Origin of the sequence: Rahnella sp. Larv3_ips, from assembly GCF_003697865.1 — a bacterium.
Taxonomy (GTDB): domain Bacteria; phylum Pseudomonadota; class Gammaproteobacteria; order Enterobacterales; family Enterobacteriaceae; genus Rahnella; species Rahnella rivi.
On the sequence record NZ_MJIB01000005.1, the window covers coordinates 242,394 to 265,679 of the forward strand.

Sequence of the window (23,286 nt, forward strand, 5' to 3'; positions counted from 1 at the left end):
CCTCAAACAAAGCCGCGGTAAAGTGGTGTTCGGCAGCGTGCAGTCCGTGGCCCCCAATCTGGCGGCATTCAGCGGTGAGTTTTCCCTGCTGATCGTCGATGAATGCCACCGCATTTCTGACGATGACACCAGTCAGTATCAGCAAATCATTACCCACCTGAAAGCGCAAAACCCGCGCCTGCGCCTGCTCGGGCTGACGGCCACGCCTTACCGTCTCGGCAAAGGCTGGATTTATCAGTACCACCATCAGGGCATGGTGCGCGGCGATGCCAACAGCCTGTTCCGCGACTGCATTTATGAACTGCCTTTACGTTACATGATCAAAAACGGCTTTCTGGTGCCGCCTGAGCGGCTCGATATGCCGGTGGTGAGTTACGATTTCAGCCGGTTGCAGGCCAACAGCAACGGGCTGTTCAGCGAAGCGGATCTGAACAACGAGCTGCGCCAGCAAAAACGTATCACGCCACACATCATCAGCCAGATCGTAGAGTTCTCGCAGGATCGCAAAGGCGTGATGATTTTTGCTTCCACGGTGGAACATGCGGGTGAGATTTTTGGCCTGCTGCCGAAAGGTGAAGCGGCGCTTATCAGCGCACAAACGCACGCCGTCGAACGCGACCGGCTGATCACGGCATTTAAGGCGCAGCAGTTACGCTATCTGGTGAACGTCTCGGTGCTGACCACCGGTTTTGACGCCCCGCACGTAGACTTGATCGCCATTTTGCGTCCGACGGAATCGGTCAGCCTGTATCAGCAAATCGTCGGGCGAGGGCTGCGTCTGGCGCCGGGTAAAACCGATTGTCTGATCCTCGATTACGCCGGAAACCCGCACGATCTTTTCACGCCGGAAGTCGGCAGCCATAAACCGGCGGGCGATAACAAACCGGTGCAGGTCTTCTGCCCCGCCTGCGGCTTCGCCAATATCTTCTGGGGGAAAACCACCGAAGACGGCACGATCATCGAACATTTTGGGCGTCGCTGTCAGGGCGTGCTGGAAGATGACGAGGGCAACCGCGAGCAGTGCGATTTCCGTTTCCGCTTTAAAAGTTGCCCGCACTGTGGCGCGGAAAATGATATCGCCGCGCGCCGTTGCCACCAGTGCCAGGAAATTTTGGTCGATCCGGACGATATGCTGAAAGCCGCCCTGCGCCTGAAAGATGCGCTGGTGCTGCGCTGCAGCGGCATGAATCTGGAACACGGGCGCGACGATAAAGGCGAATGGCTGAAAATCACCTATTACGATGAAGACGGCGCGGATGTCTCCGAACGTTACCGGCTCAGCACGCCCGCTCAACGCATGGCGTTTTTGCACAATTTCCTGCGCCCTCACCAGCGCGCGCCGGGTGTGCCGCTGGAATGGCAGACGGCGGCGGATATCATCGCGCTGCAGGTTTTACTGCGCCACCCGGATTTCGTGGTGGCCCGCATGAAGGGTCAGTTCTGGCAGGTGCGGGAGAAAATGTTTGATTATGAGGGGCGATACCGGCGTGCCAACGAACTGCGCGGGTGAGTAAATAAGCGGATCCTGGCTATTTATATTGCTGCCACCGTCCTGCTCCGGTATCATACCGCCCGCTTTCGCCTTGTGTGGAAGCCGTAATACTCAACTCGTCACTCGGTCGCAGGTGGCGGGGCAAATCTTAGAAGTAGTGCTAATAGAGAAACATACAATGTTCACTATCAATGTTGAAGTACGTCCGGAAGCAGAGCAGGGCAAAGGTGCGAGCCGCCGCCTGCGTTTAGAAAACAAATTCCCAGCTATCATTTACGGTGGCTCAGCTGCTCCAGTTTCAATCAAACTGGACCATGATTCTGTTAAGAACATGGAAGTTAAAGCGGAGTTCTACTCTGAAGCTATTACTCTGGTTGTCGACGGTAAAGAAACCAAAGTTAAAGTTCAGGCTGTTCAGCGCCACCCGTTCAAGCCAAAACTGGCTCACATCGACTTCGTTCGCGTTTAATCGCTGACTGAGTTGTTGCGCATCGGGACGCCGTGCGAGAACAAATAAAAAACACCGCTCAGGCGGTGTTTTTTATTGGGCGCTGTTCAGCTTTTCTCCCCTTTCACCAGGGAGAGGATCGGGAATTACTTCCCGCTTTTACGCTGCAACTGATCCCGCAGATTCGGTGGCGTACCTTTAATGGTCAGCGTATCGGTCGCCGGATCCCAGAAAATACGTTCGCCCATCAGCATGGCATCGAAATTAATGCTCAGACCCCCGCCGCTGCCGGCGAATTTGGTCAGCTGACGCAAGGTGCTGCGGTCCGCCGGGAACGTCTCTTCCAGCGCGTATCCCTGCTCCTGAGTAAACTCTTTGAATTTCTTGTCATTCCACGGCGGCAGCTCTTCGGACAAATCATCCAGGGCGATTTCTTCGCCTGCCTGCAACTGCTCATTACAGTAGGTGTAAACCTGCTGACGGTAATTCTGACGCTCATTTTTATCGAGCTGCGCTTCGGTACAGAAATCATCCACCGCCTGTAACAAACCACGGTTTTGCGCTTTGGTGTCCAGACCCACGGACGCGCCGAGGAAATCCATGAAGAAGTCAGAAACTTTGCGCCCTACCCGACCTTTAAGGAACGTCAGATAACGGGTGGATTCAGGATTGGTTTCCCATTCGGTCAGATCGACACGCGCCACGATGTCCGCATGGTTGATGTCCAGATAATGAATACTGCTCACATCCAGTTGCTCATTCACGCGCATACTGCTGCGGCTGTTCAGCACCGCGACCAGTAAATAATCCACCGCCAGGAAGCGATAATGGCAAAACAGCACCACGCCGCCTTCGGCGAACGGATATTTAGCCAGCTCGTCACGCAGGCGGCCGGTGGCGGCGCGGCTGAATGACAGGAAATCATCGTCCCCTTTGCGGCAGCCACGCAGTGCAACGGCCAGCTCGCTGTCTTCGTTGAACAGACCGTACGCTTTGCTTTTTGCACTGTAGACGCGGTGCAATTCCGCCATCATTTCATCAACGGCAGCATTTGGCGTCAAAAGCGTGTCGCGCAGCACAACATCCAGCGTTTGCTCATCGCGTTTGTTCAACTGGTGCAGAGCGATCTGCTCGATATCCAGACTCATGGGGACTTTCTCCTGTTAGAAATGCAGCCGTATAAGGGGGGTTTGCCTGCGGGGCGTATTCAAACACTGAAGCGCCAAAGCCGCAACCACTCCCGCCGCTGAAACACTGATTAATAGATGCGATCAATACCGGAACGTTATCTCCGTTATAAAAATGCGGAAACTGATGCCGTGATCAGCTAAGATATTGGACTTTGTCAGATCAAGAAGCACAATACTCTATGGCACAATCATCCCGTTACAGTGACGAACATGTTGAACAGCTCCTTTCCGAGCTGGCAACCGTTCTTGAAAAGCACCGCGCCCCAACCGATCTTTCTCTGATGGTTCTGGGCAATATGGTGACTAACCTGATTAATACCAGCGTCGCTCCTGCACAGCGCAAAGCGTTATCACAGTCTTTTGCTAATGCCTTGCAAGCGTCGATAAGAGAAGATAAAGCCCATTAATCCATTACTTGCCCAATACCTCTCATGGTGACAAATAGTCAGCGCTATCGCGAAAAAGTTTCCCAGATGATCAGCTGGGGGCACTGGTTCGCCCTGTTTAATATCCTGCTCATTCTTGGGATCGGCAGCCGCTACCTGTTTGTTTCTGACTGGCCTTCTTCCCTGCAAGGGCGCATTTACGCGCTGGTCAGCTGGCTTGGGCACTTCAGTTTTATCGGTTTCGCCGCCTATCTGCTGATCATCTTCCCGCTGACCTTCGTGGTGATGTCGCAAAGGCTGTTGCGTTTCCTGTCAGCGATACTGGCGACTGCCGGGCTTACGCTGGTGCTGGTGGATACCGAGGTCTTTACCCGTTTCCACCTGCACATCAATCCCGTGGTTTGGGAACTGGTCGTCAACCCCGGACGGGGCGAGATGGCGCGCGACTGGCAGCTGATGTTTATTGCCGTGCCGGTGATTTTCCTGCTCGAAATGCTGTTCGGTACCTGGGCATGGCAAAAGCTGCGCAGCCTCAACCGCCGCAATTTTGCCAAACCCATCGTCGTGCTGTTTATCGTCAGCTTCTTTGCTTCGCACCTGATGTATATCTGGGCGGATGCCAATTTCTATCGTCCGATCACCATGCAGCGTTCAAATCTGCCGCTCTCTTACCCGATGACCGCGCGCAAATTCCTCGAAAAACATGGTCTGCTGAACGCCGAAGAGTATCAGCGGCGCCTTATCGAGCAGGGAAATCCGGAAGCGCTGGCGGTGGAATACCCGCTCAACAGCATCACGTTCCGCAATACCGGCACCAAATACAATCTTCTGATGGTGGTGCTGGACGGCGTGCATACTTCCACGCTGGATAAGGACATGCCTGCACTGAACGATTTTGCCAAACAGAACATCCGTTTTGAGCAGCATTTCAGCTCCGGCAATCGTGATGATACCGGCCAGTTCGGCCTGTTCTACGGCATCTCGCCGACCTACATGCAGGGCATTCTCGCTGCCCGTAAACCTTCTGCGCTGGTGACCTCGCTGGAACAGCAGGGCTACGAGTTTGGCCTGTTTGCCTCTGACGGCTTTGATAATCCGCTGTACCGTCAGGCATTACTGACCGACTTTACGCTGCCAGCGCCGGTGAAACAGTCCGATCAACAGACGGTGGCGCAGTGGCAACAATGGCTGAACGTGCGCGGCAATGGCCCGTGGTTCTCCTACGTAAATCTGAACGGCATCAGTGCTTCGTTGCGCCAGAACGGCGACAGCGTGCCGGTGGGGAATACCTTTATTCATCGTTACCAGCGCGGCGCACAAAGCGTCGATCAGCAAATCACGGCTATCCTGCAATCGCTAAAAGATCGCGGTGAGCTGGATAAAACCGTGGTAGTGATCACCGCGTCGCACGGCATTGAATTCAATGAGAACGGTACCTGGGGTTCAGGCAATGCCATGAACCGCCAGCAGTTGCAGGTGCCGCTGATCATTCACTGGCCGGGCACACCGGCACAGAATATCGATAAGCTGACGGCACATGCCGATGTAATGACCACGCTGATGCAGCGCCTGTTGCACGTCACCACATCGCCGGCGGATTACTCGCAGGGTGAAGATTTGTTTGCTGCGAAACGTCGCCACAACTGGGTGACCACCAGTGACGATGGCACGCTGGTCATCACCACGCCGGACCAGACGCTGGAACTGGAAAGCGACGGGGATTACCGCGCCTTCGACGCCAACGGCAAACACATTAAAGATCAGAAACCTGAACTCAGCCTGCTGCTGCAGGTACTGACAGACGAGAAACGCTTCCTGGCTAACTGATTAGCCTGCGTTGAGAAAAAGGCCTTCACCGATGCGTCAGTGAAGGCCTTTTTGTTTGTCAGTGGCGCGGGCGGTTTACAGCCCCGCCCACCATAGTCTGGCTTTCAGCCCCCATGAAGAGGTCCAGCCGGTGGTGGTGCTGACCACCTCGCCTTTGCTGATGATCACAAACGTCGGCGTTACGCCCACATCCCACTGCGAAGAAATCTCGCCGCGCGGATCATTAACCACCGGCATGACGTAATGTTTCGCGGTCAGATACTGCTGAATTTTTGCCGCCTCGCCCGAACGCAGCGCCACGGAGATCACATTCCCGCCCTCTTGCGCCAGCGTTGCCACCCCCGGCGTGGTCATCTTGCAGATCCCGCACCACGTCGCCCAGAAGTAGACCAGCAGCGGCCGCTGCTGGCTTTGTTCGAGCAGCGTGATGCGTTGCCCCTCCAGAGTTTGCAGGGCCTGATTGCCGAAATTCGCCGGAGCCTGCGGCGCCCGCAGGAAATCCATGCCGGACGTCACGGCGATGATCAGCAGCGCCATCACCGCCCCTTCGCGTAACCGGCGCTTAAGTTTTGTCATTTTGTGCCTTCGCCAGTTGCTCCTTCACCAGTTTATTCAGATCTTCCCAGCTGATGGCACCCGCCACCAGCTGATCGCCAATGATCGTGGCTGGCGTCCCCTGAATGCCCAGCACTTCCGCGATTTCCACGTTGGTTTTCAGCTCAAGATAACTGGCTGGCGTGACGGTGATCGGCGCCAGTCCGACACTTTTCACCGCCTCCACGGCGCTGGCCTCGTCATGCGGCCCTTTTTTGGACATCAGGCGCTGATGTACAGCCAGAAACTTGTCGGGATGCTGCTCCCAGACGGTCATCGCCGCGCGACCGGCAATGATCGAGCTGGCACCGCGAAAAGGCAGCAACTTGATCACCACCGCCACTTGCGGATTTTCCTTCACGACCCGCGCGAGCAGCGGATCAAACTGTTTGCAGTACGGGCAGTTGTAATCGGTAAATGACACGATCGTCAGCCGGGGATTTTTGGCACCAAAGTGCGGCGTGGCCGGATTGTTGAACAGCGTCTCTTCCGGCGTCATCGCCAGCACCGCGGGAGACATCACCATCATCAGTATCAGCATTAACATTTTCATTATTCAGCTCCCTGGGCATTTTTCAGCCCCTTTAACACGGCTTCGCGGGTCAGCAGCGGCGACAGAATCTCGCCATCAGGCCGCTGCGGGCCATAAATTTGATTGAAGGGTACGGCGACGCTGCCGCGCTTTTGCAAAAATTCATTGATGGCGGGCGACGGCAAACTCCAGTCACCGCGCAGGGCGACGACCTGTTTGTCCGTCAGCGCCTGCTGCACATCATCACGCAGCAGGACATTGTATTTATTGGCTTTACAGGTCACACACCAGTCAGCGGTAACATCCACAAACACCACTTTTTTCTCTGCCAGCGCATCACGAATCGCCTGCTCTGACAGCGGTTGCCAGCGAATTTCATCCCGCGGGGGGTGGATACCGGTGGTCCAGGAGAGGCTGAAGAAGAGCGCCAGACCCGCCACCAGCCCGGCACCGCTGGCGATTGCCGCAGCGCGCAGGCCATAACGACGTGCGCTGGCCACCACCAGTATCAGCAGCAGAACCCCGGCGATGACCATTGCCCCGCGTTCGGGCAGATGGTTTTGCAACAGGCTGAGCAGCCACAGGCAGGCGGCGAGCATCAGCGCACCGAGCGCCATCCGCACACGCAGCATCCAGCGGCCAGGGCGCGGAAGCCGCAACGCCAGACCCGGCCAGAGGGCGATCATCAGCCACGGCAGGCTCATGCCCATTCCCAGCATCAGAAATAACCCCCACAACACCGGCAACGAAGCCGCCAGCGCAAAAGCCACGGCGGTGCCAAGGAAAGGCGCAGAGCACGGCGTTGCCAGCAAGGTGGCGAAGGCACCTTCGGCAAAGTGACCGGCTAAACCGCTGCGTTTTTGCGTCGCCAGCCGCGTGGTGAGGCGGGAAGGCAGCGTGATCTCAAACAGGCCCAGCAGATTGGCGGTGAACAGCGCGGTGACCGTCACCATCAGCCCGATAAACCATGGGTTCTGAAACTGAATGCCCCACCCCAGCGTCTGATTCGTGGCGCGCAGCACCGTCATCAGTAGCGCCAGCGCGAGGAACGACGTGATAATCCCGGCGGATGAGGCCAGAAACTGCACCCGGACGCGTTGCCGGTCACGGTGTTCCACCTGCAAAATTGTGCCGAGTTTCATCCCCAGCACCGGCAACACGCACGGCATCAGATTGAGAATAAATCCGCCCGCCAGCGCCATCAGCGCGATCTGCCACAGCACCGCACCGCGGCCTGCGGGCGCGGGCAGCGCCCCGACGTTCAGGTTAAGCTGCTGGGCAAGGCCGCTGTCTGCCAGCACCACGCTGACGCTTTTGCCGCGCAGATCCCCGGCCACATCGCCCCACTCGTCAGTCACCGGCAGCGTGACCTGTAACTGCGCCCCGTCCACCCTCACTACCGGCTTACCAAACGCACTGCCGTCGAGCGTATCAATAAACAGCTCGGGGTTTTGCCAGCCCTGCCCGCGATGAGCAGAAATCAGCAGGCTGCCCGTGCGATAACCTGCCGAGGCGCGGTCTGTCAGCCCTTGTGCAATAGGCACTTTTCCCATCGCGATGGCAAACTGGCGGGCAAAATCCTCACGGTCAGCGCCCGCGCCGGGCTCAAGGCTGAAGGGAAAATCAGTCAGAATACAGACGTTGCTGCACACTGGCAGCGTCAGTGTACCAACGAGTTTCTCAGGCACCTGAGCGCTGATGATCAGCGGCAAATCGACGTTATCGTGATAGCCCTGCGTGGTGATGCCCGCCACATCAAACCGCGACGGCGTCGGCCAGAACCAGGTCACGGCACCGGCGACAGCTTCGCTTTCCCAGCTGACGGACGGCGCAATGCCCCCTTCACCGGGCGAGCGCCAGTAGGTTTTCCAGCCTTTTTCCAGACTGACCGACAGCAGCATCCGGGTTTCTCCGGCCATGCCATCCGCAGGCTGCGCCTGTAAACGCACCCTGGCATGTGTATTTTGCGGACTTTGCAGCCAGCCGGAATCGGCTGCTGTTCCGGCGTGCAGCCAGAGCATCAGAAAGCAGCCAAACGCCGCCCTGAATAAACTTCGCATAGATTTTCTCCAAAAATAAAAAGGTCACCTTCCGTTGAACAACGCAGGTGTATTTTTATTCCCGGAAAACGCACAGCCGCAGATGCACCCGCAATCGGGGCACCGGCACGGCGTCGGGGAGACGTAAGCGAATGGCCGCCATCGTGCCGCGTGACAAAAAGGCCAGCAGCAGGCTCAGCGCCAGCAACGCAAATTCCAGGAGGAGAGGCGGAACAGAAAGCAGTGATTTACTGCTCAGTTCGCAGGGTGTGGGGAGGGTTTCCACCCCGGCAGGCTTTTCAGCCAGTGCAGAAGACGCGGGTTGCGTCACAAGAGGCTGATTCAAAATGGCCGATAACGCGTTCAGCCCGGCAATGCGCTGCGTCATACAAGTCAGTATGACGAGACAGGCCAGGCAAAAGAAAATCAGTGCTGAACGCCGTTGTTTATCCACATTTCCCTCGTACAGTTCGCCGCCATTCTAGCGGCCAGGAAAACATTCACAAGGGTTATGGTTGGCGAATTACATGAATTTACGCTGAAAAAGGTGAATCTGATTCCACCGTCAGGGTCAAAAATCGCTAGAGCAGACCGGTCAGTTACTGTATATTTAGCCAGTTAATCACATACAATAATCACGAGGAAAGTTATGCGGGTTGAACTGATTTTTGACAAACGGAATGTCTCCGGCATCCCAAACGCCAGTGAAAAAATTGAAGCCGAGCTGGCGAAACGTGTTCACCGAATGTTTCCTGACGCGGAAGTCAAAGTGAAGCCCATGCAGGCGAACGGCCTGAATACTCACGGGGCCAGTAAGCAGGAACGCTCACAATTAAATCAAATGTTAGAGGAAATGTTCGAAGAAGCGGATGAATGGCTGTCGGTGGAATAAAAACGGGCTTTGCCGTTGCACTTGCTTACAAAGCGCAATTGAAATAAACAATCCATGCCTTTGGCTTAATATAAGATGTCGGTGATATACGAAATTCATTATCAATCAGAGCGATGAGTCGCCTTATATTGGGTACAGACTGGAGAGAATTATCCGGTTTTTATTGTCCCCGCCTCCTCGCTTTTCGCTTCAAATGCATTCATGACTTTGCGAAACCGCCATGCCACCGAGCTCAAAAAAATCCAGCGCCCAACCCCACTTTTATGCCAAGCGCTTTGCGCTGATTTGTCTGGGCATCGTCTGTTGTATGGCACTTCTGCTTGGCCGGGTGGGATATTTACAGCTGCTGAATCAGCCGATGCTCGAGAAAGAAGCCGACTCCCGCTCGCTGCGTTCCAACGTCATTCCTGCCGTACGTGGCACGATCTCCGACCGTAACGGCCACCCGCTGGCGTTAAGCGTCGCATCGAAAGACATCGTGGCCGACCCGTTCCGCATCCTCGAATTGCACAGCGATTTGAACAGCCCGAAATGGCAATATCTGGCCTCCGCGCTCAATATGCCGCTTTCGCAGTTGCAGCAAACCATCAACAGCGATCCGCAGCGCCGCTTTGTCTACCTGGGTCGCAAAATTGAAGAAGGCATTGCCGAAGATATCGGTCAGTTGCATCTCGGCGGCATCAGCAGTATTCACGATGACAGCCGCTACTACCCGATGAGCGAAGCCGCGGCCAACCTGGTCGGGGTGGTCGGCACCGACAATGAAGGGCTGAACGGCATCGAAAAAGGGTTCAATGCGCTGCTGGAAGGCAAGCCGGGAATGCGTGAATACCGTCAGGATCGCCACGGTAACGTCATTGGCGTGCTCAAAGAGGTCGCTCCGCAACAGCCGCCGACCATCAATCTGAGCATCGACAGCTTTATGCAGTACGTCCTTTACTCGCGTCTGCGCACCGGCGTTCTGCTTAACCAGGCGGAATCTGGCGCCGCCGTGCTGGTGGACGTCAATACCGGCGAAATTTTAGGGATGGCGTCGTTCCCCTCCTACAACCCGAATAACTATGCCGGTGTCGCGGTCAAAGACATGCGTAACGTCGCCATCAGTGACAGCTTCGAGCCAGGTTCTACTGTGAAACCGCTGGTGGTGATGGCCGGTCTGGCACGGCGGATGATCCGCCCTGATTCCGTTCTCGATACCCACCCCTACACCGTTAACGGCCACCTGATCAAAGACGTTGGCCACTGGCCTGCCCTGACCATCACCGGTATTTTACAAAAATCCAGCGACATCGCGGTGTCCCATATCGCTCTGGCAATGCCGGCCAACGTGCTGGTGCAACTCTACCAGTCGTTCGGGCTGGGCAAACCCACAGATTTAGGTATCGGCGGCGAAAGCAGCGGTTATTTCCCGGCGCACCGTGAACGCTGGGCAGACATCGAGCGTGCCACCTTCTCGTTCGGTTACGGCCTGCGCGTGACGCCGCTGCAAATCGCCCGCGAGTACGCCACGATTGGCTCAGAAGGGATTTATCGCCCGCTGTCGATCACCAAAGTGACGCCTCCGGTACTGGGTACCCGGATCATGTCTGCTGACGTGGTGAGAACCGTCATTCATATGATGGAAAGCGACGCCCTGCCCGGCGGCTCCGGCCTCAGTGCCGCGGTTCCCGGTTATCGTTTAGCGATCAAAACCGGTACGGCAGAAAAAATGGGCAGCAGCGGCAAATATGACGGCGGCTACATCAACTACACGGCCGGTGTCGCACCGGCCAGTAATCCGCGCGTGGCGCTGGTGGTGATGGTCAACAATCCGCAGGCCGGTAAACACTTCGGGGGTTCAGTGGCTGGCCCGATATTCGGGCAAATCATGGGCGAAGTCCTCAATCACATGAATATCGCCCCGGATGCGCTGGTGCCTGAAACGCCGCCGACCACTGTCATTAACGGCGGCCAGAAAACCGATCTGGTGAGACGTCCGGCCACCGAGGGATAGCGCCACAGCAGCGCTGTCACTGGATTTGTGCGGTAAATAGGGTTAACGTGCGCGTGATTTGTTGGTAAAACTGATGCTGTTAAACACACAGGTTTACAGCACAGAAGTGACGTCATTTGCGGGTTAGCCCCACGCTGGAGGAAGAGCTCAGGCTCTGATAGAAAAGAATGAAGCGGCTATTTATCGTTTTGCTGGTATTTGTAGTGGTCTGTATGGGTGTTATTGCGCTGAATATGCAGGGCAGCGGCCCCTGGTAACTGAGGTATCCCTATGCCAACCCGTAAGAACTTTATTATTCTGATCGTTCTTATTCTCGTCGGGATCGTACTTCTGGACGATGGCATTGCCAGATTAATTCACTGGATGCTGTTGCGGTAAATCATGGCCCGTCAGGCTGCACGCGCAGTTCTGATCTGCGGGCCATTTTTGTGAACCCTTCTCATCCGCAAGACCTGCCACGCCATCATCGCTAAGTCGTGTATAATAGGCCTATTCGACATCAATACAGACTGGTTATGGCTCAAGACATTCATCTCGCAATCGTCAGCGCACTCAGCAAATGGATCGAAGGCCATCTGGGCCGTGTGATCCATCTGGAAGAACTGGCTGAGTACTCCGGCTATTCGCTCTGGCACATGCAAAAACTGTTCAAGGAATCGACAGGCATTTCTCTGGGGAAGTACATCAGGGAACGTCGTCTGGCGAGCGCTGTTTATCAGCTGAGCAGCAGTGAAACACCGATTTTTGATATCGCTATGGATTTCGGATTCGGCTCGCAGTCGCATTTCACCTACATGTTCCGCAAGCGTTTTAATATTACGCCGCATGAATTCCGCCAAAACCCCGACATCAAACTCGATGTTTCTCCGCCGCTGCATCTGATCCACCAGAAATCAGCCTGAGGCTGTTAAAAACCCATCTCCGTCAGGCCCGGATGCGTATCCGGCCTGCGCCCCAGCGGCCAGTGGAATTTGCGTTCACTTTCCTGAATCGGTAAATCATTGATACAGGCGTGACGTTCAAACATGTGTCCCTGCTCGTTGAACGCCCAGTTCTCATTACCGAAACTGCGGAACCAGTTACCTGAATCATCTTTCCATTCATACACAAAACGCACCGCAATCCGCGCACCGTCAAACGCCCATAACTCTTTGATCAGCCGGTATTCCAGCTCTTTGGCCCATTTACGTTGTAAGAAAGCCACCACGGCATCCTGCCCGTTCACGAATTCGCTGCGATTTCGCCAGCGGGTATCCGCCGAGTAAACCTGACTGACCCGCAGCGGGTCACGGCTGTTCCAGGCATCTTCTGCCAGACGGATTTTTTCGATTGCGCTTTCGCGGCTGAAGGGGGGCAACGGCGGTTTAGTTAACATAAGCACCTCATGAGGGAAAATGGATGTAGACAACTCTGTCTACACAAAAGCCTAGCGCATGTAGACAGAGTTGTCTACAATCGATGCATTCACTTCCGGAGGTTTTTTCAATGTCTGTCGATCGTTCTGCCCTGCCCGCCCGTGACCGGATCTTACTGACCGCCCATGAGTTGTTTTACCGCGAAGGGATCCGCGCCACGGGGATTGACCTCATCATCAGGCAAGCCGGGGTGACCAAGGTGACGTTCTATCGTCATTTTGCCAGTAAGAATCTGCTGGTCAGCGCATTTCTCGATTACCGGCATGAACGCTGGATGACGTGGTTTGAGGCAAAACTGGCGCAGGAAACGGACGCGTGTGCAGGCGATTTTCCGCTGGCGCTGACGGCAACGCTGGCCGAATGGTTTGAGTCCGAGGATTTTCGCGGTTGTGCGTTTATCAACAGCGCCCTGGAATTTTCGGAACCGCTGCCGCAGGTGCTCGACGTCGCGGCCAGCCATAAAAAGCAGATGGCCGATGCCATCGCGGCCTGTCTTCCTGAAAGCGCGGAGCGTGCATTCAGCGCGCAGACCATTGCGATGATAACCGACGGCGCCATTGTGACCGCTCAAATCAACCGCAACATCCCGCAGGTGCTTTCCATGCTCAAAGCCACGCTGGTGGCTTTTACCGGGCAGCCCCGGTAGTTCAGCGCCCATAAAAAAAACGCGGCCGGTAAGGGCCGCGCTTTTCTCACGCTTTCACTGCTTTTTTATCATCCTGAGCGTCATTCTGTGTCTGAGAAAGGCACGCTTAGAACTGATACACCAGACCCACCGCCGTCACGTCATCGGTATTGATACCGGCGTTATCGGTGAAGGTGCTGCTGTCGATCAGGTTAATTTTGTAATCAACGTAGGCCGACATATTTTTGTTGAAGTAGTAGCTCGCGCCCAGATCGACAAATTTCACCAGATCCTGATCCTGATAGTTGTTGCCCAGACGGTCTGTGCCTAAATCTTTACCGCGCGTTTGGTTATACGCCACGAACGGACGCAGACCAAAGTCGAACTGGTAGCTGGCGTAGGCTTCGAACGCCTGAGACTGGTTGGCATAACCGTAAGCTTCTGAATCAGTAGAACCGAAGCGGGAAGCGTTATAAGCCTGAGTGAACATCGCCGCCAGATACACATTGTTGGCGTCATATTTCAGACCCCCGGTGTAACCTTCCGCTTTTTTACCTTCGCCCATAATGCCCGGTGCGGAATTCTGCTCGTCAGTACGGTCGGAGTTAAAGAAGGCACCCGCCACGCTGACGCCTGCGCCAATATCGTAGCTCAGAGACATGCCGTAACCGTCACCGTTCTGCGTCAGCACATCACGGGTACCCGGCTCACCGCCGCCGCTGTCGTTTTTACCCTGATATTGCAGGGCAAAGTGCAGGCCATCCACCATGCCGAAGAAGTTATCGTTACGGTAGGTCGCGACGCCGTTAGTACGCTGGAACAGGAACTGATCCGCGCCGTAGGTGGAACCATCAAACTCAGGCTGCATGTCGGTCCAGGCGGCGACGTCATACAGCACGCCGTTGTTACGACCGTAATCAAATGACCCCATATCACCAAATTTCAGACCCGCAAACCCGTAACGGGTAAATGCGCGATCGCCATCGTCAGAGCTTTCTGCCTGATTAGCCTGAACCTGATATTCCCACTGACCGTAGCCGGTCAGCTGGTCGGTGATTTGCGTTTCGCCTTTGAAGCCTAAACGGATGTAGCTCTGATCGCCGTCAGAACCCGCATTGTTGGAAAAATAGTGTAAACCGTCAACTAAACCGTAGAGGTCCAGTTTGTTGCCATCTTTATTGTAAACTTCTGCCGCACTGGCTGATCCTGCGACCAATAACGCAGGGATCATGAGCGAAAGAATACGGAGTTTCATTATATTTATCCTCGATAGGTGTCGAGCCGCGCCACTGAATGTAAAGTATCGTTTTTTCTTTTTTACTGAGGTAAAACTTTTTTAAGAATTGTTGGCCCGACATGGCAACCCCATTCTCTGGATATAAAGACGAATAAGCCAGAAAGAAAATGATACGAAGTTAGTTAAGACATTTCTTATTTATTGATAAATGTAACAAAATATTAAAAAAGAGGCAATTTACGTCTGCTTAATTTTGTTAAATTAAAGCACGCAAAGCTAAATCAGCATTTAATTCAATTAAATCAATATCTTAATCCAAACAATTACCGCACTAAGTGATAAAGCAAACGCCAAGCAATAATATATACTTCTCCTCGCTATCATCATTATTTGTTATTGAATTACCCTCATTCCCCGTTTTGTGGAAACAACAGCCGGCCCTTTGTGGTCGGTTTTTTTTTGCTTTCGGATTAATGGTTGCGTGGCGTGATATTAAATGCGGGTGGTTATTACACATATTGACATTCTTCCTCCATAATTAATTCACCCTTTCTCCTTATTTCAGACAACCATTTAATTAATATCCGATATCTAAATACCGAAATAGACAGGGAATAATGCCGGTTTATTCAGCGTTAAATTGTGCAGGGTTTGTTCGTCACTCAGGAGCGGATCCGTTACTATAGCCAGCATAATTTCCGCTGCGGGATGCGACACCGCCTCCTGGCCACGGCAAGCATGAAGGGATCTACCTAAAGTCAGAGCAATCTCGCTGACCTGTGCGCATAACAACGTTAGACTGCGTTGCCACGTAATACCTTCTTTATACGATAGTTCAGGCTCCTCAACCGTTCAGGGAAACTCATGCCGCACCAGGATCAGTCCGACACCCTATCCAAAGCCAGAATGCTGCTGGCAACCCGCCGTTTTCTGAAACTCGACGAGTGGCTGTTGTCACTGATGCGTGGATGGCAGAACCAGACTGAAGGGGATTCCGTGTATGGGCTGCTGATGCATCCCGCAACCTTATTTACCGGCAGCGAGACTCCGCCGCTTAACGCGCTGGAAATTCTCAGCGACTGGGCGCAGCAATGTCCGCAGAGTTACCACGCCCACGTCTTGCTCGGCATGGTCTGGCATGAAAACGCCTGGCTGATTCGTCAGACAGCGGCCGGTGAGGAAGTGGAAGATCACCAGTGGCTTGGTGCTCAGCTGTGCTGTGATTACGCCGTGCTGGCTTTTTTACGTGCGACAGAATTGCATCAGCGCCCGACGCACGCCTTCCGCCATATGATGAATCTCAGCGGCGGATTCGGTGAACCCTACTGGCTAAAATCTCTGTTTGCCGGTGAAGTTCCGCTGCCCTTGCATGAGAAGTTTTCGATTCAGGGCAGTGAAATCTGGCAGGCCGGCGTCGCCCATATTCATGCGCTCGGATTCGAACCGGCGACACAGTGGCCGCAGACATTACCCGTAGCGTTGCAGGACACCCGCAAACCGGATGAAGAACCGGTGGATCACTGGCTGCGCATGGCGATGTCCGTGCGTCATGCCGACGTCGGCACCATGGAGTCTTATCTGCTTTTCCATTCCGCCTTCTGGGGCGGCAGCGATGAACAGCAGATGTTAATTATCGACAGCCCGCTGTGTGCGGAATTCAGCGAAGAAGAACGTAATCAGTTTCGCGCCAACGCCCTGTGCGATGCGCTCTCCGGGGATATCGCCGACCGCGATTCGCCCCGCGCCCTTGAGTTACAACAGCGTCTGACCGGACTCCTGGCGCAGTCTCTTGATCCGGCCACGCGTATCCGCCTGCTGGATCTGGCCGGAATCTGCGTGGCCTACTGGCAGGATGACGATCAGGCAGGTTTAGCCGTCTATCAGGAACTGTTTGCCGTCAGCCCGCAGGCCATGCCGGGAGATTTCGCCACGATGTTTATTTCCCGTGCGGTGCTGGCGAACGGCCACGAAGAAGGCATGCCGGTGTTGACGGCGTTGCTGACCCGCGCCCTCAGCCAGGCGACTCACCCGACGTTGGTGGCCTTTGCCGCCGCCGGGCTCGGATACGGTTTATACGGCTTACCGGCAAAACCGGAACTGTGCGCAGGGCTGATGGATCACGCCTGGTCGCTGATGCAGCAATCCGGCGACGATCGCTTCGCAAAAGATCTGGTGACGCTGGCACACGATATGGCGATCAATGACGATCTGGATGCGGCGCATTTCCTGATGACCGAAATGGCGCGTCACGGCAGCTCCATCCACTGTTATGAGCTGTATTTTTTCTATCGCAACACCTGGCATCAGGACGTCCCCGCGCAGTATCACAACGACAGCAACGCCATGGATTGTGTGCTGAGCGCAGCACGTTCCGGCATGGTTCCGGCGATGTTCACCTGCGCAAACGCCCTGCGCGAAGGCCTCGGTGGTGAACCCGATTACGAGCAGGCAATGCAGTGGTATCAGCGTGCGATGGATGCGGGGCATTTATCTGCCGCCTACTGGCGCGCGAGTTGTGCCCTTGATAACGGTTCGGACGCACAAAAACGTCAGGCGGCCGAGCAGTGGTTGCCGGAGATTTTGCACAACGCAGACCATCCCGATCGCGCCGAAGCGGCCTATACCCTCGGCATGGCGTGGCTGACCGGCACCGGCGTTAAGAAAAATCGTTACATCGCCGGTAAATTTATGGAGTTTGTACTGGAGCTGAATCCTGAATCTGAAGCGGCCAAGCAGGTGCATGATGAGCTTAACGGCTCACTCAGATCGCGGATGAACCTGTGGCAGGATAAGCGGAAAGTTGAAGGTAATGATCCGACACAGGGGTTCAGGGGGCGGTTGCCGGAGTAAAGTTGGTTTCCGGCTGCGCCTTGGCCTTTTGAAAGGATCGTGAACATTTCGGTTTCTCAATAGCAGTGCTCACCTGGCTTTTCGCGCCGAAACCGAGCAGAGAGGAAAGTGCTTTTCCTCTCTGCACTCTCCTCGCTTTTTAAACACGCGGTGGCGCTCAACATTGCGTTAAACCGTGAACATTTCGGTTTCTCGATAGCAGTGCTCGCCTGGCTTTTCGCGCCGAAACCGAGCAGAGAGGAAAATGCTTTTCCTCTCTGCACTCTCCTCGCTTTTTTTAAACCAGCGCTGCCGCTGGGGCGATGGACATGATCTGATACTCCTGAGTGTGGCGCAAAATCTTGCCGCTGCGCGGTTCCCTCCCCGCGGGATTCGAGCCCTGCGTCTCGAACCCCCGGTCGGCCAGATTTTTAAGCGCGCCATCCCACTATTTTTAAAGATAAAACCCACCCCGACCCTTTTTGATTTTCAAAGAATCAAAAAGGGTGAGGTTGCGACCTAAAAACCCCCCAGCCGCGCTCAAAAATCGCGCCGGAGGAGTGGTGGAAAACCGCGCGTGTGTTTGCGCGGGTTGGAACCCGACGGGAGGGGACTGCGCAGCAGCGGGATTTTGCGGCAATAGCGGAGGGTGCTGAAACATAGCCAGCGAGCGGCAGCGCGCAGTGAAAGAGCCTGGGGGTCTTGGGGGTGGCGGCGATAAGCCACCCCCAAGTCGGTGTGGGCCGACGCCCACGACCTTGAACTTGAACTTGAACTTGAACTTGATCAAACCAACACCTTATACATCACACTCGTGGATTCCAGAATCCCCGTGGTAGACATCGCGTAATGAGGAATTGTGCCGCTCAGCTCAAAACCGAGATCTTCATATAAGGTCTGCGCCGGGCTGCCGGTAACGGTATCGAGCACCAGCAGCGTTTTTCCTTCCACCCGCGCCAGCGCTTCTGCCCAGGCCATCAGCTGGCGGGCAATGCCCCGGCGACGTCCGTCGGGATGCACCATCAGTTTGACGATATCGCCCCGATGTGCGCCGTTGGCAGGCTGATCAACCACCAGCTGCACCGTTCCGACAATGATCCCGTCAAGCCGCGCCACCAGCAGACGCCGCTCCCCAAGCTCGAAAGCGGGTAACAACTTTTGCCAAAATGCCTGCGCCTGCACAAACCCAAACGGCAGTACAAAACCGATACTCGCCCCCAGCGCGACGGATTGCATCAGCGTATCGGCTAACGCCTCCAGATCGTCCACCGTTAATGCACCGCCCTGCACTTCACTGATCACTACTTCACTGACACTTTGCATAGAGTTAAGCCTTATTTCTGACAGAGTTTAAGGACGGGTGATAACGATGGCATAACGCGCATCGGCCGGGCCCGGAACATAAAAAGAGGAGGAACCATGAAGATGAAAACGCAGACAGTCGCCCGGTTCGAGCCGGTAACTGCGCGTATCCAGTGTGAAATCAAGCAGCCCTTCCAGCATCCAGATGTGCTGCTCAAGACCCGCAACCGGCGGCGAATCGTAGACAATAGTGGCACCGGCTTTAAGATGCCCGGCAATCAGCTCGGCGCGAAATCCCGGCGCCGGTGCAGACACAGAACGGCGCTCAAAGCCGGTTTCGCGGTCATGCCAGACCGGTTGCTGTGCGGCGCGGATAAGTTCTGGCGGATTATCTTCCAGCGCCATCAGCAGCCGCGAGGTGGTCAGCCCGTAGGCCGCACTCAGTTTACCCAGCACAGACGCCGTCGGGCTGGTTTCTGCGCGCTCCACCCTTGAAAGCGTTGCCCGGCTGATCCCCGTGCGCTGGGCCAGAGACTCCAGCGACCAGCCCTGTGCGATGCGTAATTCCGCCAGCCGTTCTGCCAGACGCAGATCGTGACTTTCCTGCCCGTTCTCCATTTCATTACCCCGCCTGATTTCTCAAAACAGGGAAATTATCTCTTATCAGGGAAACAGGCAAGTTAATATAATGTAATCCGTTAGTATTAGGTAAGTTGTACAAAAATAATAAAGTTGTACAACTTTGCGACGAGACGCTAGAGTTAACATTAGTTTTATGAATATTTGGGCCAACACATGTCACTTTACAGCATCGGCGAGGTTGCTCGCATTTGTGGTATCAACCCGGTCACGCTTCGCGCATGGCAGCGCCGTTATGGCCTGCTCAAACCGCAGCGTACCGAAGGCGGCCATCGGCTGTTTAATGATGAAGATCTCGACACCATCCGCACCATTTTAGGCTGGATTGAACGGGGTATCCCGGTCGGTCAGGTGAAATCCCTGCTGGAAGGTAAAGTTGAGGCGGTGTCAGGCGACTGGTCGGAATCCGAGCACCGTTTGCTGACGGCCCTGCAAAGAGGCCAGAGCCAGAAAGTGCGTCAGGTGATAACCGAACTCGGGCGCGAATATCCCGCTGCGGCACTGGTGAACAATGTATTTCGCCCGCTGCGCGCCCGGCTCAATCCCGGTGATCACCGCCTGCGCACCCTGCGCAGTCTGTTCGATGGCCTGGTGATCGAACATGCGGTGATGTGCATGAATGCCGCCCGTAAACGGCCTGGGGTGCGGGCTGCGCTGCTGGGCTGGGGCGCAATCGATACCACCGAATTGTGGCTCGAAGCCATCGTGCGGTGTGAAGAAGGGATGCAGGTGGAGGTTCTGCCCGGTCATCTCGAAGACCCGCATCTGGAAAACGTGCTGTGCGATGAAGTCTACCTGTGGGCGGAAGGAAAACTGACGCAAATTCAGCGTTTACGCATGGCGCAGTGGGTCGATCAGGGGCTGACGATTTACCTGCTTGGCAGCGCATCGGTGCTGCTGGCGGCTGAGACAGGAAGTCACGAAGAGGCTGAAATCTGCGCAGTTGCCGATGATGAGACGGTTGTTCCGATACACAAATTTAAGGAAAAATAATGATTAAACATTTTCCTGAACCCCCTCTTTCAGCCGATGTCCTGACGCGACTGTGTGAATTCTACCGTCATCTGGACATGAGCCTGCTGCCCCAGCTTTCGCGCATTTATCACCCGCACGTGGTGTTTATCGATCCGGTCTCCCATTACGACGGCGTAGATGCTCTGGAGCGATACTTCGCACAACTGCTCAAAAAAGTGAATTACTGCCGCTTTGATATTCAGCCACCGCTGATTCAGGGCGAAGAGGCGTCGCTGTTCTGGCGCATGGAGTATTCCCACCCTTCACTGAAAAAAGGTCAGGCGATGTCTCTTAACGGTGCAAGCCATTTACGCCTTGCCGAAAACCGCATCATTTATCAGCGCGATTATTACGATCTCGGTGCCATGATTTACGAGCACGTCCCGATGCTCGGCGGTGCCGTTCGCGCCATCAAAGCCAGGTTGAAATAATGCGCCGCGTACTGATCACCGGTGCCAGTTCGGGTATCGGTCAGCAACTGGCGCAGGATTACGCTGATGAAGGCTGGGAAGTCACGGCCTGCGGCCGCGATGGCGGCAAACTCGACGCCGTTGCCGGGCACAGCCCGCTTATCGTCCCGCTGAGTTTTGATATCACCGATCTGGCACAAACGCGTCAGGCACTTCAGGGCGTGCAGGCCGATCTGGTGATCCTCTGCGCCGGTACCTGTGAATACCTGGATAACGGCGTGGTGGAAGCCGAAAAAGTCGCACGGGTCATCAACACTAATTTTATGGGGCCGGTGAACTGCCTCGATGCCCTGCTGCCCGGTTTAGCGCCCGGCAGCCGCGTGGCGCTGGTCGGTTCAACCGCCTCCTTGCTGCCGTTCCCCCGCGCCGAAGCCTATGGCGCCTCCAAAGCGGCGCTGGCGTATCTCGCCCGTTCGCTGTCGGTCGATCTGATGTCGCGCAATATCCACATTTCGCTGATCCAGCCGGGCTTTGTCGATACGCCGCTGACCTCACGCAATGACTTTCCGATGCCGATGATGGTCACCGTCAGTCAGGCGTCGGCGCACATCCGTAAAAAGCTGGCGCACGGAGCCAGTGAAATTGCCTTCCCGCCACTTTTTGCCCATTTACTGAAGGCGGCCGCATTGCTGCCGGTGGGCGTGCAAAAATGGTTAAGCCGAAAAATGGTGAGATAAGATGACAACAAAAGTGGCGATCGTCGGCAGCGGTATTTCCGGCCTCAGCTGTGCGTGGTTACTGGCGCAGCGTCAGCCTGACTGTGAAATTACTGTGTATGAATCCGCGGCGACGCTGGGCGGGCACACCGCCACGCAGGACGTGGTGTGCGACGGCAAAGAGTACGCCATCGACACCGGTTTTATTGTCTACAACACCCGCACCTATCCTCATTTCATTGCTCTGCTGAAAGAGCTGGGCATTGAAGGCCAGACCACCGAAATGAGTTTTTCGGTGCGTAACCCGGTGAGCGGGCTGGAGTATAACGGCCACTCGCTGAACAGCCTTTTTGCCCAACGGCGTAACCTGTTTAAGCCACAGTTCTGGCGGTTTATCCTTGAAATTCTGCGCTTTAATAAACTGTGCAAGGCGCGTCTGCTCAATGCGCATAACGATGAAGATACGCTGGCTGACTTGCTGGATCAGAACGGCTTTACCCCGTTTTTCGCCCTGCACTACGTGCTGCCCATGGGCGCGGCGATCTGGTCCTCTTCCCTGAACGACATGGCGAATTTTCCGCTGTCGATGTTCCTGCGCTTTTTCGACAATCACGGCCTGCTGGACGTGGCTAACCGCCCGCAGTGGATGGTGGTGCCGGGCGGCTCGCGGGAATATATCCGCCGGATGCACGAAAAATTACCGCGCAGCGTGACCCTCAGAACCCATACGCCGGTGACTGCCATCACCCGCAGCACTTACGATGTGACGCTGCACTCCGCACGCGGCGAAGAAACCTATGATCAGGTGATTTTTGCCTGCCATTCCGATCAGGCGCTGGCGATTTTAGGTGACAGCGCCACGGCGGATGAACGCGCCATACTCGGTTCGCTGCCGTACCAGGCCAACGACGTGATTTTGCACACCGACACCCATCTGTTGCCGCGTGAAAAGCGCGCGTGGGCGAGCTGGAATTATCAGTTACCTAATTCGCTGAAATCCTCCACCCGTGCCGATATGCGCGATACCAGCCCGGCGCACACCCGCCGCGCCAGCGTGACCTACAACATGAATATCTTGCAGGGTCTGGATGCGCCACACACGTTCTGTGTCTCGCTCAATCCGCTGACGCCGATTGATGAAAGCAAGGTGCTTTTCCGCACCACCTACATGCACCCGGTGCTGAATCTGGAAAGTCACCACGCGCAGCAACAGCGTTTTCGCATTAACGGACAGCACCGCACCTGGTTTTGCGGCGCGTACTGGTACAACGGATTTCATGAAGACGGGGTCAACAGCGCCCGCGACGTGGTCGCGCAACTGGATTTGCAACTCAGCCGTGAAGCAGAACAACGTACCTCTGAGCAGGCCGCGTCATGAACAGCACGCTGTACGTCGGCACGGTGCGCCATCGCCGGTTTACGCCGGTCGATCACCGCTTCGACTACGACATTTTCATGCCGCTGATCGACCTTGACGAGCTGGATCAACTCCCCGCCGTGGGCATCCGCCTTGAGCGGTTTTCAGCGGCGAGCTTTCGCCGCAAAGATTATCTCGGCGGCGGCGACATCAAAACCAAAGCGCAGGACCGGATTGCCGAACTGACCGGAGAACGCCCGGATGGCCGGGTGATGTTGCTGTGCCAGCTGTGCTATTTCGGCTGCTATTTCAATCCGGTCAATTTCTACTACCTGTATGATAAGGCGGG

At 55.4% G+C, this 23,286-nt stretch carries 24 protein-coding genes; 15 read left to right on the forward strand and 9 right to left on the reverse strand.

Annotated elements, in window-relative coordinates; all coding sequences use genetic code 11:
* A partial coding sequence (locus tag ED901_RS09840) for a DEAD/DEAH box helicase (protein WP_240993908.1) occupies positions 1-1,510 on the forward strand: 1,510 nt, incomplete at its 5' end.
* 160 nt (positions 1,511-1,670) lie between these two features.
* A complete protein-coding gene (rplY, locus tag ED901_RS09845; protein ID WP_056778449.1) occupies positions 1,671-1,961 on the forward strand; it encodes a 50S ribosomal protein L25 in 291 nt (96 codons plus the stop codon).
* A gap of 125 nt (positions 1,962-2,086) precedes the next feature.
* Here the strand turns inward: rplY and yejK are convergent, their stop codons facing one another.
* Complete coding sequence (gene yejK, locus ED901_RS09850) at positions 2,087-3,088, reverse strand: nucleoid-associated protein YejK (protein WP_056778446.1); 1,002 nt, start codon at positions 3,086-3,088, stop codon at positions 2,087-2,089.
* Between the two features lie 221 nt (positions 3,089-3,309).
* On the opposite strand from yejK, the gene ED901_RS09855 reads away from it, so the two are divergent.
* Together ED901_RS09855 and yejM are read left to right on the forward strand one after the other, a co-directional pair.
* The gene (locus ED901_RS09855; protein ID WP_056778441.1) at positions 3,310-3,537 is read left to right on the forward strand and encodes a YejL family protein; all 228 of its coding nucleotides are present in this window, start codon (positions 3,310-3,312) and stop codon (positions 3,535-3,537) included.
* A gap of 24 nt (positions 3,538-3,561) precedes the next feature.
* Positions 3,562-5,343, forward strand: a complete 1,782-nt coding sequence (gene yejM / locus ED901_RS09860) for an LPS biosynthesis-modulating metalloenzyme YejM (protein ID WP_056778439.1) — start codon at positions 3,562-3,564, stop codon at positions 5,341-5,343.
* Positions 5,344-5,418: 75 nt separating this feature from the next.
* Here yejM and ED901_RS09865 read toward each other — a convergent pair whose 3' ends face one another.
* The 4 genes from ED901_RS09865 to ED901_RS09880 are packed head-to-tail and all read right to left on the reverse strand — an operon-like array spanning position 5,419 to position 8,962.
* Positions 5,419-5,919, reverse strand: coding sequence for a protein disulfide oxidoreductase (locus tag ED901_RS09865; RefSeq protein WP_122095793.1), 501 nt, complete (start codon positions 5,917-5,919; stop codon positions 5,419-5,421).
* The gene (locus tag ED901_RS09870; RefSeq protein ID WP_122095794.1) at positions 5,906-6,490 is read right to left on the reverse strand and encodes a DsbA family protein; all 585 of its coding nucleotides are present in this window, start codon (positions 6,488-6,490) and stop codon (positions 5,906-5,908) included. The genes ED901_RS09865 and ED901_RS09870 overlap by 14 nt, the downstream gene beginning before the upstream one ends.
* Positions 6,490-8,529 (reverse strand): protein-disulfide reductase DsbD, encoded by a 2,040-nt coding sequence (locus ED901_RS09875; RefSeq protein WP_122095795.1) that lies wholly within the window; start codon positions 8,527-8,529, stop codon positions 6,490-6,492. Before ED901_RS09875 ends, ED901_RS09870 begins: the two co-directional genes overlap by 1 nt.
* 55 nt (positions 8,530-8,584) lie before the next feature.
* Complete coding sequence (locus ED901_RS09880) at positions 8,585-8,962, reverse strand: hypothetical protein (RefSeq protein WP_056778426.1); 378 nt, start codon at positions 8,960-8,962, stop codon at positions 8,585-8,587.
* 195 nt (positions 8,963-9,157) lie between these two features.
* On the opposite strand from ED901_RS09880, the gene ED901_RS09885 reads away from it, so the two are divergent.
* The 3 genes from ED901_RS09885 (at position 9,158) to ED901_RS09895 (ending at position 12,295) form a co-directional block, all read left to right on the forward strand.
* Positions 9,158-9,400: a DinI family protein gene (locus ED901_RS09885; protein WP_056778422.1), complete on the forward strand. Its 243-nt coding sequence runs from the start codon at positions 9,158-9,160 to the stop codon at positions 9,398-9,400.
* 220 nt (positions 9,401-9,620) lie between these two features.
* Complete coding sequence (locus tag ED901_RS09890) at positions 9,621-11,393, forward strand: penicillin-binding transpeptidase domain-containing protein (RefSeq protein WP_122095796.1); 1,773 nt, start codon at positions 9,621-9,623, stop codon at positions 11,391-11,393.
* Between the two features lie 515 nt (positions 11,394-11,908).
* Positions 11,909-12,295 (forward strand): helix-turn-helix domain-containing protein, encoded by a 387-nt coding sequence (locus tag ED901_RS09895; protein ID WP_056778417.1) that lies wholly within the window; start codon positions 11,909-11,911, stop codon positions 12,293-12,295.
* Between the two features lie 5 nt (positions 12,296-12,300).
* Here the strand turns inward: ED901_RS09895 and ED901_RS09900 are convergent, their stop codons facing one another.
* Complete coding sequence (locus ED901_RS09900) at positions 12,301-12,768, reverse strand: nuclear transport factor 2 family protein (RefSeq protein WP_122095797.1); 468 nt, start codon at positions 12,766-12,768, stop codon at positions 12,301-12,303.
* A 110-nt stretch (positions 12,769-12,878) separates the two neighbouring features.
* Here ED901_RS09900 and ED901_RS09905 point away from each other — a divergent pair, with 110 nt between their 5' ends.
* Positions 12,879-13,454 (forward strand): TetR/AcrR family transcriptional regulator, encoded by a 576-nt coding sequence (locus ED901_RS09905; protein ID WP_122095798.1) that lies wholly within the window; start codon positions 12,879-12,881, stop codon positions 13,452-13,454.
* Between the two features lie 106 nt (positions 13,455-13,560).
* Here ED901_RS09905 and ompC read toward each other — a convergent pair whose 3' ends face one another.
* Positions 13,561-14,688, reverse strand: a complete 1,128-nt coding sequence (gene ompC / locus ED901_RS09910; RefSeq protein WP_056778409.1) for a porin OmpC — start codon at positions 14,686-14,688, stop codon at positions 13,561-13,563.
* An 846-nt stretch (positions 14,689-15,534) separates the two neighbouring features.
* On the opposite strand from ompC, the gene ED901_RS09915 reads away from it, so the two are divergent.
* Together ED901_RS09915 and ED901_RS09920 are read left to right on the forward strand one after the other, a co-directional pair.
* Complete coding sequence (locus tag ED901_RS09915) at positions 15,535-17,520, forward strand: DUF4034 domain-containing protein (protein ID WP_122095799.1); 1,986 nt, start codon at positions 15,535-15,537, stop codon at positions 17,518-17,520.
* A gap of 244 nt (positions 17,521-17,764) precedes the next feature.
* Positions 17,765-18,022, forward strand: a complete 258-nt coding sequence (locus ED901_RS09920) for a hypothetical protein (protein ID WP_122095800.1) — start codon at positions 17,765-17,767, stop codon at positions 18,020-18,022.
* A gap of 263 nt (positions 18,023-18,285) precedes the next feature.
* Here the strand turns inward: ED901_RS09920 and ED901_RS09925 are convergent, their stop codons facing one another.
* Both ED901_RS09925 and ED901_RS09930 read right to left on the reverse strand, forming a co-directional pair.
* Positions 18,286-18,822 carry a GNAT family N-acetyltransferase gene (locus ED901_RS09925; RefSeq protein WP_056778403.1) on the reverse strand — a complete coding sequence of 179 codons (537 nt, stop codon included), beginning with the start codon at positions 18,820-18,822 and terminating at the stop codon, positions 18,286-18,288.
* Positions 18,823-18,849: 27 nt separating this feature from the next.
* Positions 18,850-19,419 (reverse strand): XRE family transcriptional regulator, encoded by a 570-nt coding sequence (locus tag ED901_RS09930; protein WP_122095801.1) that lies wholly within the window; start codon positions 19,417-19,419, stop codon positions 18,850-18,852.
* Between the two features lie 177 nt (positions 19,420-19,596).
* Between ED901_RS09930 and ED901_RS09935 the strand changes: the two genes are divergently transcribed.
* From ED901_RS09935 to ED901_RS25370, 5 genes are all read left to right on the forward strand, one after another.
* A complete protein-coding gene (locus ED901_RS09935) occupies positions 19,597-20,433 on the forward strand; it encodes a MerR family transcriptional regulator (protein WP_056778397.1) in 837 nt (278 codons plus the stop codon).
* Positions 20,433-20,885 carry a nuclear transport factor 2 family protein gene (locus ED901_RS09940; RefSeq protein WP_122095802.1) on the forward strand — a complete coding sequence of 151 codons (453 nt, stop codon included), beginning with the start codon at positions 20,433-20,435 and terminating at the stop codon, positions 20,883-20,885. The genes ED901_RS09935 and ED901_RS09940 overlap by 1 nt, the downstream gene beginning before the upstream one ends.
* A complete protein-coding gene (locus ED901_RS09945; RefSeq protein WP_122095803.1) occupies positions 20,885-21,601 on the forward strand; it encodes an SDR family NAD(P)-dependent oxidoreductase in 717 nt (238 codons plus the stop codon). Before ED901_RS09940 ends, ED901_RS09945 begins: the two co-directional genes overlap by 1 nt.
* A gap of 1 nt (position 21,602) precedes the next feature.
* Positions 21,603-22,958: an NAD(P)/FAD-dependent oxidoreductase gene (locus ED901_RS09950; protein ID WP_122095804.1), complete on the forward strand. Its 1,356-nt coding sequence runs from the start codon at positions 21,603-21,605 to the stop codon at positions 22,956-22,958.
* Positions 22,955-23,286, forward strand: a 332-nt coding sequence (locus tag ED901_RS25370) for a DUF1365 family protein (RefSeq protein ID WP_240993918.1), incomplete at its 3' end; no start/stop codon positions are given. The genes ED901_RS09950 and ED901_RS25370, both read left to right, overlap by 4 nt.